At 71.7% G+C, this 13,422-nt stretch carries 10 protein-coding genes; 9 read left to right on the top strand and 1 reads right to left on the bottom strand.

What is annotated here, in order from left to right; genetic code table 11:
- The first annotated feature begins 6 nt into the window (after positions 1-6).
- The 3 genes from BN3794_RS03125 (at position 7) to panE (ending at position 2,781) form a co-directional block, all read left to right on the top strand.
- Complete coding sequence (locus BN3794_RS03125; protein WP_147675631.1) at positions 7-594, top strand: hypothetical protein; 588 nt, start codon at positions 7-9, stop codon at positions 592-594.
- A gap of 134 nt (positions 595-728) precedes the next feature.
- Positions 729-1,766 (top strand): OmpA family protein, encoded by a 1,038-nt coding sequence (locus tag BN3794_RS03120; RefSeq protein ID WP_236493166.1) that lies wholly within the window; start codon positions 729-731, stop codon positions 1,764-1,766.
- A gap of 73 nt (positions 1,767-1,839) precedes the next feature.
- Positions 1,840-2,781, top strand: a complete 942-nt coding sequence (gene panE / locus BN3794_RS03115) for a 2-dehydropantoate 2-reductase (RefSeq protein ID WP_066093160.1) — start codon at positions 1,840-1,842, stop codon at positions 2,779-2,781.
- A 112-nt stretch (positions 2,782-2,893) separates the two neighbouring features.
- Here the strand turns inward: panE and BN3794_RS03110 are convergent, their stop codons facing one another.
- On the bottom strand, positions 2,894-3,817 hold the full coding sequence (locus tag BN3794_RS03110; RefSeq protein WP_066093157.1) for a LysR family transcriptional regulator: 924 nt from the start codon (positions 3,815-3,817) through the stop codon (positions 2,894-2,896).
- A 143-nt stretch (positions 3,818-3,960) separates the two neighbouring features.
- Between BN3794_RS03110 and BN3794_RS03105 the strand changes: the two genes are divergently transcribed.
- The 6 genes from BN3794_RS03105 (at position 3,961) to BN3794_RS03075 (ending at position 13,005) form a co-directional block, all read left to right on the top strand.
- Positions 3,961-5,013: an aromatic ring-hydroxylating oxygenase subunit alpha gene (locus BN3794_RS03105; RefSeq protein WP_066093155.1), complete on the top strand. Its 1,053-nt coding sequence runs from the start codon at positions 3,961-3,963 to the stop codon at positions 5,011-5,013.
- A gap of 10 nt (positions 5,014-5,023) precedes the next feature.
- Positions 5,024-5,974, top strand: a complete 951-nt coding sequence (locus BN3794_RS03100; RefSeq protein ID WP_066093346.1) for a PDR/VanB family oxidoreductase — start codon at positions 5,024-5,026, stop codon at positions 5,972-5,974.
- A gap of 192 nt (positions 5,975-6,166) precedes the next feature.
- The gene (locus BN3794_RS03095; RefSeq protein ID WP_066093152.1) at positions 6,167-7,492 is read left to right on the top strand and encodes an NCS2 family permease; all 1,326 of its coding nucleotides are present in this window, start codon (positions 6,167-6,169) and stop codon (positions 7,490-7,492) included.
- A 4-nt stretch (positions 7,493-7,496) separates the two neighbouring features.
- A complete protein-coding gene (locus tag BN3794_RS03090; RefSeq protein WP_066093149.1) occupies positions 7,497-9,059 on the top strand; it encodes an adenosine deaminase family protein in 1,563 nt (520 codons plus the stop codon).
- Positions 9,060-9,476: 417 nt separating this feature from the next.
- Positions 9,477-11,783 (top strand): TonB-dependent receptor, encoded by a 2,307-nt coding sequence (locus BN3794_RS03080; protein ID WP_066093143.1) that lies wholly within the window; start codon positions 9,477-9,479, stop codon positions 11,781-11,783.
- 124 nt (positions 11,784-11,907) lie between these two features.
- Positions 11,908-13,005 carry a nucleoside hydrolase gene (locus BN3794_RS03075; RefSeq protein ID WP_066093141.1) on the top strand — a complete coding sequence of 366 codons (1,098 nt, stop codon included), beginning with the start codon at positions 11,908-11,910 and terminating at the stop codon, positions 13,003-13,005.
- Positions 13,006-13,422: the final 417 nt, after the last annotated feature.

The raw sequence follows: 13,422 nt of genomic DNA, 5'->3' as shown, positions 1-13,422 counted from the left end.
ACGGCGATGCTGACGCTGATGCTGCCGGTGCCGGGAGGCGCCGCAGCCGGGCTGCCCCTGTCCGGTGTCGCCGAGGTGGCCACGGACCAGTTCGGCCACGCCGCCGGACCCGCCGCACCCGCTCGGGTAACCGTGTATTTCCGCGGCGACGATCTGCGGATCGAATTCGATGACGACCAAGGCGCGCACCGCGCCCTGCTGGCGGTGCGCGGCGCGCCTGTCGCCTGGGTGATGGACGGACACGCCGGAGCAATGCCCGTGGCCAATACGCCCTGGCCGCTGCGCTTCGACCCCGGCGCTCCCTGCGACGGACTGGGCATGTTCGCCGACTGCCAGGCGATCGAGCGCGGGAAAGTCGCAGGGCGCGATGCCGTGCAATGGCGCTACCGGCTGTCCTCGCCGCGCGGGCCCGGCCGCAGCTCGCGCGGCAGCATGTGGCTCGATGCGAAGACCGGCTTCGTGCTCGGCTACAGCGCCGACACAGGCACCGGACGCCCCCGGCAGTGGCGGGTGGAACAGGTCCGCTACGGCACAGTACCCGATGCCCTGTTCGACCCGCCGGCCATGCCAGTGCGGTCGGCGTCGGCACCATGACCGGGGTCGACCCTGCGGCCCGATCGGTGCCATCCGGGATTCATGCGACTGCCGGCATCATCGCCCGGCCCGAGCCGGATACCGATTCTTTCCAGGGGCCCATCGGCCCAGTACACGTGACAGGAGCCCACGACTTGAACAACAGCTTGCGCATGCTTGGCCTGACGCTGGCCATCTCGATCGCCGCCACCGCCACTGGCTGCCGGAAGCACGACACGTCCGCCGATGACGACGCACCACAGGCCAAGGCCGCTGCCGACACTGCTGCACAGGTGGCGGACGCGCCACCGGCGGCCAGTGGTGCCGCGCCGGCAGGCGCCGGCTTCGACATCGACAGCATCCCCGTATCCACGGCCACGCTCGGCCCGTTTCCCTACGTCACCCTGCCCGCCGGCTACAAGGTCAGCAATACCGAGGACAAGGCATTCGCCCGCTTCCCGTTCTGGGTCAAAGGCGCGCCGGCATGGGTGGAGGGCCGGTTCCAGCTCACCGAGTTCGTGCCCGAGGATGGCCACGCCATGTCCGAGTACGAGGTGGCCAGGAACTTCGAGGCGCTGGTCTCGCAGATGGGCGGGCAGAAGGTCTCCGAGGAGAGAATCCCCGGACAGGTGATCGATGGCTGGGGCAACGAGATCACCCAAGGCTTCATCACCGGCCTGGGCGATGTGTACAACGAGCCGGCACGCACCTATGTGATCCATCGCGACGACGGCAACATCTGGCTGCAGCTGGTCACCAACTCGGCCGAGGGCTGGTACATCGTCGGCAAGGAGAAGGCGTTCGCGCGGACCGCGCAGCTGATCCCTGCCAGCGAGCTGAAGGCCCAGATCGATACCGCCGGCAAGGTCGCCCTGCACGTGAACTTCGCCACCGACAGGACCGACATCCTGCCCGATTCGCGGCCACAGATCGCCCAGGTCGTGCAGCTGCTCGAACAGGACCCGGGCCTGAAGCTGGCGGTGAACGGCTATACCGACGACACCGGCAACGCCACGCACAACCAGGCCCTGTCCGAGGGCCGCGCCCGGGCCGTGGCCGCTGCCGTGACCGCGCAGGGGATCGATGCGGCGCGCCTGTCGGCGGCCGGCTTCGGCGCCAGCGACCCGGTGGCCGACAACGGCAGCGAGGCCGGCAAGGCACGCAACCGCCGGGTCGAGCTGGTCAAGCGCTGACCATCGTCGGGTGGCGGGCCGGTACCGGCCGCGCGATCATGGCGCCACACGAACCGTGCAGGCACGATACCCCATGCGCATCCTGATCCTCGGCGCCGGCGGGACCGGCGGCTACTTCGGCGCTCGCCTGGCCCAGGCCGGCGTCGACGTCACCTTCCTGGTGCGGCCGGCGCGTGCCGCGCAGCTGGACCGCGACGGGCTGGTGGTCCGCAGCCCGCTCGGCGATGCCCGCCTGGCGGTGGCGCACGTCGTTGCCGAGGCGTTGCCGGCGCTGGCCCGGGCGCGGCCGTTCGACCTGGTGATCCTGAGCTGCAAGGCCTACGACCTGGACAGCGCGATCGCGGCGGTCGCGCCCGCGGTCGGCGCAGGTACCACGGTGCTGCCGATCCTCAACGGCCTGCGCCACTACGCGGCGCTGGACGCGCGCTTCGGCCACGACCACGTGCTCGGCGGGCTGTGCTTCATCAGCGCGGCCAAGGGCACGGACGGGGAAGTGCTGCACCTGGGCAAGCCGGCCTCGATCACCTTCGGCGAGCGCGACGGCGGCGCCGACAGCGCGCGCGTGCGCGCTTTCGCCGAGGCCTGCACGCTGGCCGGCATCGACCACCTGGCCTCGTCGCACATCGCCCGCGACCAGTGGAGCAAGTTCACCTTCCTGGCGGCGCTGGCGGCCGGCACCTGCCTGCTGCGCGCGCCGGTCGGGCGCATCGTCGCCACTGCCGACGGTGCCGCGCTGATGGAGCGGCTGTACCGCGACTGCCTGCTTGCCGCCGCGGCGGCCGGCGAGCCGGTCCCGGACGCGGTCCGCGCCAAGGCCCTGGCCACGCTGACCGAGGCCGGCTCGGCGCTGACCGCCTCGATGCTGCGCGACCTGCAGGCCGGCCAGCGGGTGGAGGCCGACCAGATCGTCGGCGACATGCTCGAGCGCGTGCGGGCCAGCGGCCATGCCTCGCCGCTGCTGGAGGCGGCCTACAGCCACCTGCAGGCCTACGAGCTGGGCCGCGCGCAAGGCTGACGCTTCGCCGCGCGTCCGCGCCGGCGGCGATCCACCGCCCGCCGGCCGCGCCCGCGAACCAACCGGCCAGGGCGCATCCGATCCCCGTCGCCGGAAGACGCAATTCCCCGCCTCAAGCGCCCGGCGGATCCCAGCCCACGCCGCTCTCCACCGCCGGCGTCAAGGCCTGGATGGCCAGCTGCGCCGCGCGCGAGAGCTGGCGCTGCGGGGCCACGCACAGGGCCAGGGTGAGCGGCTTGGTCAGGTGCGCGCGCAGTGGCACGAAGGCCAGGCGCCCGGCGGCGACGTCGGGGGCCACGTCCAGCCACGACAGCAGGCCGACGCCGGCGCCGTCGTGGATCAGCGCGCGCAGCATGCGCACGTCGTTGCAGCGGGTCAGCCGCGAGACGTCCACGTGCTGGCGCTGGTACAGCACCTTGGCGTGCTCGGACACCATCAACGGCGCATCCGGCAGCAGCAGCCCGTGCTCCAGCGTCTCGGGCAGCTGCAGTTCGCGGTGCGCGGCCAGCGGGTGCCCGGGCGGCATGGCGATGCCCAGCGGCACCTCGGCGAACGCCCGCACCTCCAGCGCGGTCCCGGCGACGGGGTCGAGCATCAGCCCGAAGTCCACCTCGGCGGCGGCGATGCGGCGCGCCACCTCCTGGTTGCCGGCGGTGACCAGGCTGAAGGTGATGCCCGGGTACTCGCGGATCAGCGCGGCGATGGCCTGCATCGCCATGCCCTCGCTGAGGGCGTCGATCAGCGCGATCTCGACATGGCCGCGGCGCAGTCCCTTGAGCTCGTCGAAGCGCTCCAGGGTACGGGTGAAGCTCTTCTCCCATTGCTTGACGTCCACCAGCAGCAGCTCGCCGGCCGCGGTCAGGCGCAGCCGCCCGGGCAGGCGCTCGAACAGCTGCGCCCCCAGTTCCTCCTCGGCGCGCAGGATCTGCCGGTCGATCGCCGAGGCGGATACGTGCAGCACGTCCGAGGCCTTGCGGATGCTGCCCTGGCGCGCGACCTCGATGAAGTAGCGGGTGAAGCGGGAGAAGGTGAACATGGTGGTGGCGTTGCCTTTTTCGCAACGCGATAGCCCAAAAACGGTGTTTGATCATGACACGAGGCGGTTCCTAGAGTGAAACCGTCCGGCGCGATCCGCGCCAGGCACGCTCCCGCCGCCCTGCGCCCGCCACGAGACCGCCGATGGATGCCGCCGTTCCCACCCTGCCCCTGGACTGCACCTTCGAGGAGGGCGACTGGCTGCGGCTGGCCCGGCACTGGCATGCGGTGGCCCTGTCCGGCGATGTCGGCCAGGCCCCGGTCAAGGCCACGCTGCTGGACGAGCCGCTGGTGCTGTACCGCGTGGACGGCGAGCTGGTGGCGGCGCGCGACGTGTGCCCGCACCGCGGCGTGCCGCTGAGCAAGGGGTTCGCCGACGGCCAGGGCGTGGTGTGCCCGTACCACGGCCTGCGCTTCGGCGCCGGCGGCCGCTGCAACCGCATCCCGGCCAGCCCGGGCCAGGCCATCCCCGGCAAGATGAGGCTGCACACCTATGCGGTGGCCGAGCGCTACGGCCTGGTGTGGGTGTGCCTGTCGCGCCCGCCGCTGGGCCCGGGCGAGGAAGCGGACATCCCGCCGATGCCGCACTGGGACGACGCCGGCTACCAGCAGATCAACTGCCCGCCCTTCGACATCGCCGGTTCGGCCGCGCGCCAGGTCGAGGGCTTCATCGACGTGGCCCACTTCGCCTGGATCCACACCGCCACCTTCGCCGATCCGGACAACCAGGAAGTGCCGGCCTACACCACCGCCGAGACCGCCGCCGGCTTCACCGCCGACTACCTGAGCACGGTGAGCAACTACGGCAAGGGCGTGGACCCGGGGCCGATGCCGCCGGGCTTCCTGTGGCTGCGCCACTTCGAGGTGCACGTGCCGTTCACCGCGACGCTGACCATCCACTTCCCCACGCCCGGCCAGCGGCTGGTGATCATGAACGCGGCTTCGCCGGTATCCAAGCACCGCACCCGCCTGTTCGTGCCCATCGCCCGCAACTTCGACCTGCACGTGCCGGTGGAGGACGTGCACGCCTTCAACCTGCGCGTGTTCGAGGAGGACCGGTCGATGGTGGAGACCCAGCGCCCCGAGTACCTGCCGCTGGATCCGCTGCTGGAGGTGCACATCCCCGCCGACCGCAGCTCGATCGCCTACCGCCGCGCCCTGCGCCGCGACGGCTACAGCGACTTCTTCCTGCGCTGAGGTGGCGGCCATGTCCCTGTTCCAGGTCGTCGTCACCGAAGCCACCGACCAGGGCGAGGGCAACCGCGCCCTGCGCCTGGAGCCGGTGTTCGAGCCGCTGCCGCCGTTCGCGGCCGGTGCCCACGTGGACGTGCACCTGCCCGGCGGGCTGGTGCGCCAGTACTCCATCGCCAGCGATCCGGCCGCGCACGACCACTACCTGCTGTGCGTCAAGCGCGAGCCCGACTCGCGCGGCGGTTCGCGCCACCTGCACGAGCAGCTCGGGCCCGGCCACCGGCTGTGGATCTCCGCGCCGCGCAACCTGTTCGCGCTGCAGCCGCAGGGCCCGCACCTGCTGCTGGCCGCCGGCATCGGCATCACCCCGCTGCTGTCGATGGCGCAGGCGCTGGAAGCGCGCGGCGAGCCGTTCGTGCTGCATTACTACGTGCACGCGCCGGCGCAGGCCGCGTTCGCCGAGCGCCTGCGCGCCGGCTTCGCCCATGGCCGGGTGGAGCTGCACGCCAGCAGTGCCGGCGAGAGCCCGCGCCGGCACGTGCCGGAGGAACTGATGCAGGCCGCCGGCCACCTGTACCTGTGCGGGCCGAACGCGTTCATGGACCGCTTCTCGGCACTGGCCACCGCGCATGGCTGGCGCGGCGACCAGGTCCATCGCGAGCACTTCGCCGGCACCGCCAGCGGCCCGCAGCCGGGCGACACCGCCTTCGAGGTGGAACTGGCCTCCACCGGCGAGGTGGTCGAGGTCGCCGCCGATACCACCATCGCCCAGGCCCTGGCGGCCGCCGGCGTGCCGTTGCCGGTGTCGTGCGAGCAGGGCATCTGCGGCGCCTGCCTGACCCGCGTGGTCGCCGGCACCCCCGACCACCGCGACGCGGTGATGAGCGCGGCCGAGCACGCCGCCAACACCCGCATCACCCCGTGTTGCTCGCGCAGCCGCTCGCCGCGGCTGGTACTGGACCTGTGAGGCCGGGCTCCCCGCCGCCGACCGGCGTGGGTGCCGTATGTGGCAGTCCCGCCACACACGGGATGCTGCGTTGCGGCATCATGGCGCCCATTGGCCCTGCCGCCACCTCGCCAGGCCCACGTCCCCCATGAGACCGGTCGCCATCGCTTCCCGCTCTCGCCGCCGCCCGGGCGCCCCCGCCGGAGGCCAGGCATGAAGGTCCTGGACAGGTTCGGCATCGCCGCCGAAGGCAGCAGCCCGCGCACCGAGCTGCTGGCCGGCCTGACCACCTTCCTGACGATGTCCTACATCGTCTTCGTCAATCCCGACATCCTGTCCTCCACCGGCATGGACCGCGGCGCGGTGTTCGTGGCCACCTGCTTGGCCGCGGCGCTGGGTTCGCTGCTGATGGGCCTGGTCGCCAACTATCCCATCGGCCTGGCCCCGGGCATGGGGCTGAACGCGTTCTTCGCCTACACCGTGGTCGGCACGCTCGGCTATGGCTGGCAGCAGGCGCTGGGCCTGGTGTTCGTCTCCGGCTGCCTGTTCCTGCTGCTGACCGTGACCGGGGCGCGCGGCTGGCTGGTGGCCGGCATCCCGGTCTCGCTGCGCAGCGGCATCGCCGCCGGCATCGGCCTGTTCCTGGGCTTCATCGGCCTGCAGAAGGCCGGACTGGTGGTGGCCAGCCCGGCCACCCTGGTCACCCTGGTCACCCTCGGCGACCTGCACCGGGCCGAGCCGCTGCTGGCATTGGGCGGCCTGCTGCTGATCGCCATCCTCGACCTGCGCCGGGTGCGCGGGGCGATCCTGATCGGCATCCTCGCCGTCACCGCCGCGGCCTGGGCGCTGGGCCTGGTGCACTGGCAGGGCCTGGTGTCCTGGCCGCCGAGCCTGGCGCCGACCTTCCTCAGGCTGGACATCGCCGGCGCGCTGCACGGCCACAGCGCCGGTTCCGCGCTCACCGCGGTGCTGCACGTGGTGCTGGTGTTCGTGCTGGTGGAGGTGTTCGATGCCACCGGCACGCTGATGGGCGTGGCCAAGCGCGCCGGCCTGCTCGGCACGCCGGCGCGCCAGCGCCAGTTCAACCGCGCCCTGTTCGCCGACAGCGGCGCGATCCTGGCCGGCTCGCTGCTCGGCACCTCCAGCACCACCGCCTACGTGGAGAGCGCGGCCGGGGTGCAGGCCGGCGGCCGCACCGGGCTGGTGGCGCTGACCGTGGCGGCGCTGTTCCTGCTGGCGCTGCTGTTCTCGCCGCTGACCGCGATGGTGCCGGCCTGCGCCACCGCGCCGGCACTGGTCTACGTGGCCCTGGGCATGCTCCGCGAGCTGGCCGAGATCGACTGGGACGACCTCGCCGGCGCGCTGCCCGCGGCCGCCTGCGCGCTGGCCATGCCGCTGACCTACTCGATCGCCGACGGCCTGGCGCTGGGCTTCGTCGCCCACGTCGCGCTCAGGCTCGGCACCGGCCGCTGGCGCGAGGTGCATGGCGCCACCTGGGCCATCACCGCCCTGTTCCTGCTCCGCCACGCCCTGGAATGACTGCATGATCCGTACCGGCCGCTCCCCGTCCCCGTGGTCACTGGCCGCGCTCGTGCTGGCCGCGGCCCTGGCCGCGCCGGCGCAGGCCCGGCCGGCCGGCACGCCAGCCGCGCGCGAGGCGCAGGTCGGGCGGCTGATGCAGCAGGCCAGCGCCTCGCCGACGCAGCTGCGCGCCTTCCTGCAGCGCATGCCCAAGGGCGCGGACCTGCACAACCATGCCGGCGGCTCGGTCTACGCGGAGGATTTCCTGCGCTGGGCCGACGAGGACGGCTGGTGCGTGGACGGGGACCATGCACTGCGGCCGCCGCCGTGCCGCCCGGACCAGGTGCCGGCGCGCGGGCTGGGCGCGCGCGATCCGGCACTGTATGCGCAGGTCGTGGACGCGCTGTCGATGCGCAACTTCCTGCCGTCGGCGCAGCAGCCCTCGGGCCACGACCGCTTCTTCGCCACCTTCGGCAAGTTCGGCGCGATCTCCCGCGCGCGCCGTGCCGACGGCATCGTCGCCACCCTGGAACAGGCCGCGCGCGACCAGGTGGGCTACGTGGAGCTGATCCTCAACCCGGACCAGAGCGACGTGCTCGGCAAGCATATGCAGGCGGCGGCCTGGGATGCCGGCGATCCGGCCGCGGACCTGGCGCGGATCGCGCCCGAGCTGCCGGCGCTGGTACGCGCCGCACGCGAGGACACCGACCGCACCGATGCGCAGGTGCGGCGCCTGATGCGCTGCGGCCAGCCCGACGCCTCGCCCGGCTGCCAGGTGGAATACCGCTACCTTGCCTACGTGCTGCGCACGCTGCCGCAGCCGTTCGTGTTCGGGCAGATGGCGCTGAACTACGCCCTGGTGGCCGCCGACCCGCGCTATGTCGGGGTCAACATCGTCGCCCCGGAGGACGCCCCGGTCGCACGTGCCGACTACCGCGCGCACATGGCGATGTTCCGTTTCTTCTCCTCCCGCTACCCGCAGGTGCAGCTGAGCCTGCATGCCGGCGAACTGGCGCCGGGCCTGGTGCCGCCGGCCGACCTGCGCTTCCACATCCGCGAGGCGGTGGCCGCCGGTGCCGCGCGCATCGGCCACGGCACCGACCTGGCCCACGAAGACGCGCCGCAGGCGTTGCTGCGCACCATGCGCACGCGCCAGGTCGCGGTCGAGGTCAACCTGACCAGCAACGACCAGATCCTCGGCGTGCGCGGCGGCGTGCATCCGCTGGCGATGTACCTGGCCGCCGGCGTGCCGGTGGTGCTGTCCACCGACGACGAGGGGGTATCGCGCGGGGACATGACCGGCGAATACCAGCGCGCGGTGACCGAGCACGGGCTGGACTACGCCGCGCTCAAGCGCATCGCGCGCAACGGCCTGAGCCACGCCTTCCTGCCCGGTGCGAGCCTGTGGCAGGCCGACGGCAATCCGGTGCCGGCCTGCGCGCCCGCCCTGGCGGCGTGGCAGGCGCCGCCGCCGGCCTGCCGCGCGCTGCTGCAGGCCAGTCCGCGGGCCGGCCTGCAATGGCGGCTGGAGGAGCAATTCGCCCGCTTCGAGGATGCGGTGCTGCAGGAGGAGCCGGCGGCATGAACGCGTCGCCGTCCCTGCGGCAGGCGCGGATCCGCACGGCGGCGGCGGCGGGCGTCGCCGGCCGGCGCGACCGCGGGCACCGCGGCAGCACCCCGGTGCTGCCGTACGCACCGCGCACCGCCAACCGGGCCTGCCTGCCCATGCCGGGCCGGAACCCGCCTGCCTGCGGCAGCGGCCGGGTACCGGCGCGGCCTGCCGTCCACGAGGCCGGCCACCGCGTCGCGGCGCCGGCGGTCCACCCCTTGCACCAAGACACGAAGCGCCATCGCGGTGCCCCGCCCCACGCTTCGCCGCTGCCACCTCCCTGATCGCTCCAGGACGAACGACCGACCCGGCCCATGGATGGCCTCGCCCCGCCGCTGCACCGTTGTCCGCCGCACCGCTCATCCACGCAGATCCACACACACAGGTACTTCCATGAAGATCACGCTCCTGGCCCTGGCCATCGGCTCCGCCCTCTGTCTTCCCCCTGCCGCGCTGGCGCAATCGCAGTCCGACCAGGACACCGCCGCGCGCAACAGCAGCAGCGTCACCACCACCTCCAACACCACCAACTCCAACGCCACCAAGCGCGTGCAGCAGCTCGACGCGATCCAGGTCAGCGGCCAGATCGAGTCCATCGGCGGTGGCAACATGCAGTACCAGGCCGCCTCAAAGGCCGTGTCCACGATCGGCCGCGAGGCCATCCTGAAGGCCGCGCCCGGCGCCAACTTCACCCAGATGCTCAGCTCGATCCCGGGCGCGATCTCGGCCACCAACGACGTCACCGGCCTGAACGACGGCGCCTTCACCGTGCGCGGTTTCCCCGCCGACGAAGTGGGCGTGACCGTCAACGGCGTGCCGATCAACGACTCGGGCAACTACAAGATGTACGCCACCGAGTACGGCGACACCGAGAACATGGGCGACATCACCGTCGAGCAGGGCTTCCCCAGCGTGACCTCGCCGGTGATCGGCGCGGCCGGCGGCAACATCGCCTGGGTCACGGTCGACCCGACCCACGACGCCGGCGTGGACCTCAGCCAGAGCTTCGGCAGCAACAGCTACAAGCGCACCTTCGTGCGCTACAACACCGGCGACCTCGGCCCGGTGCGCTCGTGGCTCTCCTATTCCAACAACCAGACCGACCTGTGGCGCGGCGCCGGCCAGGCCAAGGTGACCAAGATCGACGGCAAGTCGGTGTGGACCATCGACGACGGCAACTCGATCACCGCCTCGCTGCAGTACAACCGCGAGATGAAGAACAACTACCGCGCCCTGACCAAGGCGCAGGCCCAGGCCAGCAACTACAAGCTCGGCTACGACCGCTTCTACAACCCGGCCTCGGCCAACACCTACAGCGGCCTGCAGACCAACCCGTTCCGCAGCTGGATCGCCAGCCTCGACGGCGAGTTCACCCTGACCGACAGCCTGCACCTGTCGGTGGTGCCGTACTTCGTCTACGGCTACGGCGGCGGCGGTTCCGGCTCGGGCACCGGCGTGGGCAACTACTACAACTTCTACACCTCCGACACCTACCGCCCGGGCATCCACGTCAAGTTCAAGCAGGACTTCAGCGAGAACGACAGCCTGGAGTACGGCTTCCTGTACGAACGCCCGCGCCAGCAGGGCCTCAACGCGCGCCTGGGCGTGGATGCCGGCGGCAACATGTCCGACCTGTGGGCCCACAACAGCGCCTACTACCTGCCCACGACCAACGGCAGCCCGTACGTCGCCTACAGCTACTACGCGGTCACCCCGACCAAGCGCGTGTTCCTCAACAACACCTGGACGCCGACCGATGCCCTGTCGGTCACCGTCGGCGGCGCCTACACCTGGGTGACGCGCAAGGGCTGGTACTGGAACCAGCCGAACTGGGGCACGACCACCGAGTTCTACGCCTCCGGCGGCAAGGACTACAAGAAGTTCACCCCCAGCGCCGGCGTCAAGTACCAGCTCGACGACGCCAACCAGCTGTACTTCGGCATCGGCAAGACCTACCGCGCGCCGATCGCGCTGGCGGCCATCGACGACGTCTACAACGCCGCCTATGCCGCCGCCCACGGCACCAGCGTGAGCGCGGGCGATGCCGATCCGGAGCAGGCCACCACCGCCGACCTGGGCTGGCGCTTCTACGGCGACAAGGTCAGCACGGTGATCGACGTGTTCGCCACCAACTTCAAGAACAAGCAGTTCAGCGGCACCGACGCGGTCACCAGCCAGTACGTGTACTTCCCGCTGGGCGCGGTGCACATGCGCGGCGTCAACGGCGAGTTCAGCTACAAGTTCAACGACAACTGGAACCTGTACACGTCCTATGCCTACACCAAGGCCACGATCCAGGACGACCTGACCTTCGGCACCAGCACCTACCTGATCGGCGGCAGCACCCTGGTCAACACGCCCAAGCACGCCGGCTACGCCGCGCTGAACTATACCGACGGCCCGTTCTGGGCCAGCCTGAGCGCCACCGTGCAGAGCGGCATCTGGGGCACGTTCACCAACGCGGCCGGCTCCTACGCCGGCGGCTTCGCGGTGTTCAACCTCAACGGCGGCTGGAACTTCCAGGACCTGGGCAGCCTCAAGAAGCCCTACCTGAAGGTCAACGTGTTCAACCTCGGCGACCGCAAGGCGCTGAACTACTCCTCGACGACGTCCCTGACCACGGCCGCCAGCGCGGCGACCTGGCAGCTGCTGCAGGACCGCACCTTCATGGTCACCTTCGGCGCTTCGTTCGACCTGTAGCCGTGGCATCGTGGCGGGAGCGCCCGCTTCCGCCGCGCCCGGCGCCGCGCATCGACGCGCGGCGCCCCCATTTCCGCGGCCCGCTCCCGGGCGGGCCGCTCCCTCCCTGGATCCCGCCCAGCGCATGACGATTCCGCCCGAAGCCTTCCCGCCGCGCCGCAAGGTCATCCTCGAGGACGACATCGACGGCTTCACCCCCGCGCAGGTGCTGCTGCTGCAATCGCCCGAGGTCGAGGTGCTGGGCATCTCCGCGGTCAGCGGCAACATCTGGCGCGACGAGGCGCTGGCGCATACCTGCCGGCTGCTGGAGATCGCCGGCCGCCCCGAGGTGCCGGTGCTGCCCGGCCCGGTGTTCCCGCTGCTCAACTCCGAGGCCGCCACCGAGCGCTGGGAGGCCCTGCACGGCAAGCTGCTGTGGAAGGGCGCGTGGACGAAACAGTGGGTCGAGGGCGACACCGTGCAGAGCGCGCCGCGCTACCACGCCCACGACGTGGTGCCCGAGCTGGCGCTGGGCAACCCGTCGGTGGTGCGCCCGCGCGAGGAGCACGCCGCGCTGTTCATGCTGCGCATGGTGCGGCAGTACCCCGGCCAGGTCAGCATCGTCGCCACCGGCCCGCTGACCAACCTGGCACTGGCGCAGTCGCTGGACCCGGCCTTCGCCGGCCTGGTCGGCGAGCTGGTGTACATGGGCGGCAGCCTCAACCCGCAGCGGCGGCTGGACAGCGTCTCGGCGCGGCAGTTCGCCCGCGAGTTCGTCAACTCGCCGCGGCGCGAGTTCAACATCCGCTGGGACCCGGAGGCCGCGCGCATCGTGTTCCGCGCGCCGTGGCGCAAGCTGACGATGGTGCCGGTGGACCCGTCCACCGCCACCGAGCTGAGCCCGGCGCTGCTGGCGCGCATGGGTGCGGCCGACACCCCGATCGGCCATGCCCTGCGCCGGCGCGAACCCGGTTTCCCGCTGTGGGACGAGCTGGCCACCGCGATCTGGCTGCAGCCGCGGCTGGCCACCGCCAGCGAGCCGCTGTACATCGACGTCAACACCGGCTTCGATGCCGGCTACGGCGACATCGTGTCCTGGTCGGAGGGCTACCAGCCCGGCCTGGGCGAACGGCTGCAGACGGTGGTGCGCGAGGTGGACGTGGCGGCGCTGGAAGCGCTGCTCATCGAGCGCCTGACCGCCCAACAGCCACCGGCGGTCGGCGCGCCGCTGCCGGTGGTGTGAGCATGTTGCTTCGCCCCTTCCTTGCGCGAAGCGCCGGGGGCGGAGATCCGCTTGCGGGCCACCGGCTGGTGGCCGATGAACGCCCGAAGGCCGTGCTCGCGGGTCGGGGAGAGTTGCTGTCGCTTTGGCTTTTGATCTACCCGGTTCCTTTCCGCAGCCGGGAGCCAGCGGGCAAAGCCCCGCAGGAGCGACGCACACGGATGTGCGCCGTTTCCGGCACGGCAGGGCGAGCCGGGAGAGGCGAAGCACGGCTTCGCCCCGGCGAGCGGGCGGGCGCCGCGAGGCGACTGCCCTGGACTTGGCCGCGTAGCGGTCAAGCTCCTTCCGAACATGCCTGCCGGATCCGCGAAACTGGCGCGCGTAGTGCGCAGGGCGCGAAGGCAGGGCGCGCTTGACCAGCCCGCGGCTGTGGAGAAA

The sequence above is a fragment of the Xanthomonas massiliensis genome (assembly GCF_900018785.1).
Classification (GTDB): domain Bacteria; phylum Pseudomonadota; class Gammaproteobacteria; order Xanthomonadales; family Xanthomonadaceae; genus Xanthomonas_B; species Xanthomonas_B massiliensis.
This window is presented reverse-complemented; position numbering and strand designations above follow the sequence as displayed.

Bases quoted from the DNA above. Each gene is read 5' to 3' on its own strand.
- BN3794_RS03105 (WP_066093155.1), top strand. From the start codon at position 3,961: ATGGATGCCGCCGTTCCCACCCTGCCCCTGGACTGCACCTTCGAGGAG.
- BN3794_RS03080 (WP_066093143.1), top strand. From the start codon at position 9,477: ATGAAGATCACGCTCCTGGCCCTGGCCATCGGCTCCGCCCTCTGTCTT.
- BN3794_RS03090 (WP_066093149.1), top strand. From the start codon at position 7,497: ATGATCCGTACCGGCCGCTCCCCGTCCCCGTGGTCACTGGCCGCGCTC.
- BN3794_RS03110 (WP_066093157.1), bottom strand. From the start codon at position 3,817: ATGTTCACCTTCTCCCGCTTCACCCGCTACTTCATCGAGGTCGCGCGC.
- BN3794_RS03075 (WP_066093141.1), top strand. From the start codon at position 11,908: ATGACGATTCCGCCCGAAGCCTTCCCGCCGCGCCGCAAGGTCATCCTC.
- BN3794_RS03095 (WP_066093152.1), top strand. From the start codon at position 6,167: ATGAAGGTCCTGGACAGGTTCGGCATCGCCGCCGAAGGCAGCAGCCCG.
- panE (WP_066093160.1), top strand. From the start codon at position 1,840: ATGCGCATCCTGATCCTCGGCGCCGGCGGGACCGGCGGCTACTTCGGC.
- BN3794_RS03125 (WP_147675631.1), top strand. From the start codon at position 7: ATGCTGACGCTGATGCTGCCGGTGCCGGGAGGCGCCGCAGCCGGGCTG.
- BN3794_RS03100 (WP_066093346.1), top strand. From the start codon at position 5,024: ATGTCCCTGTTCCAGGTCGTCGTCACCGAAGCCACCGACCAGGGCGAG.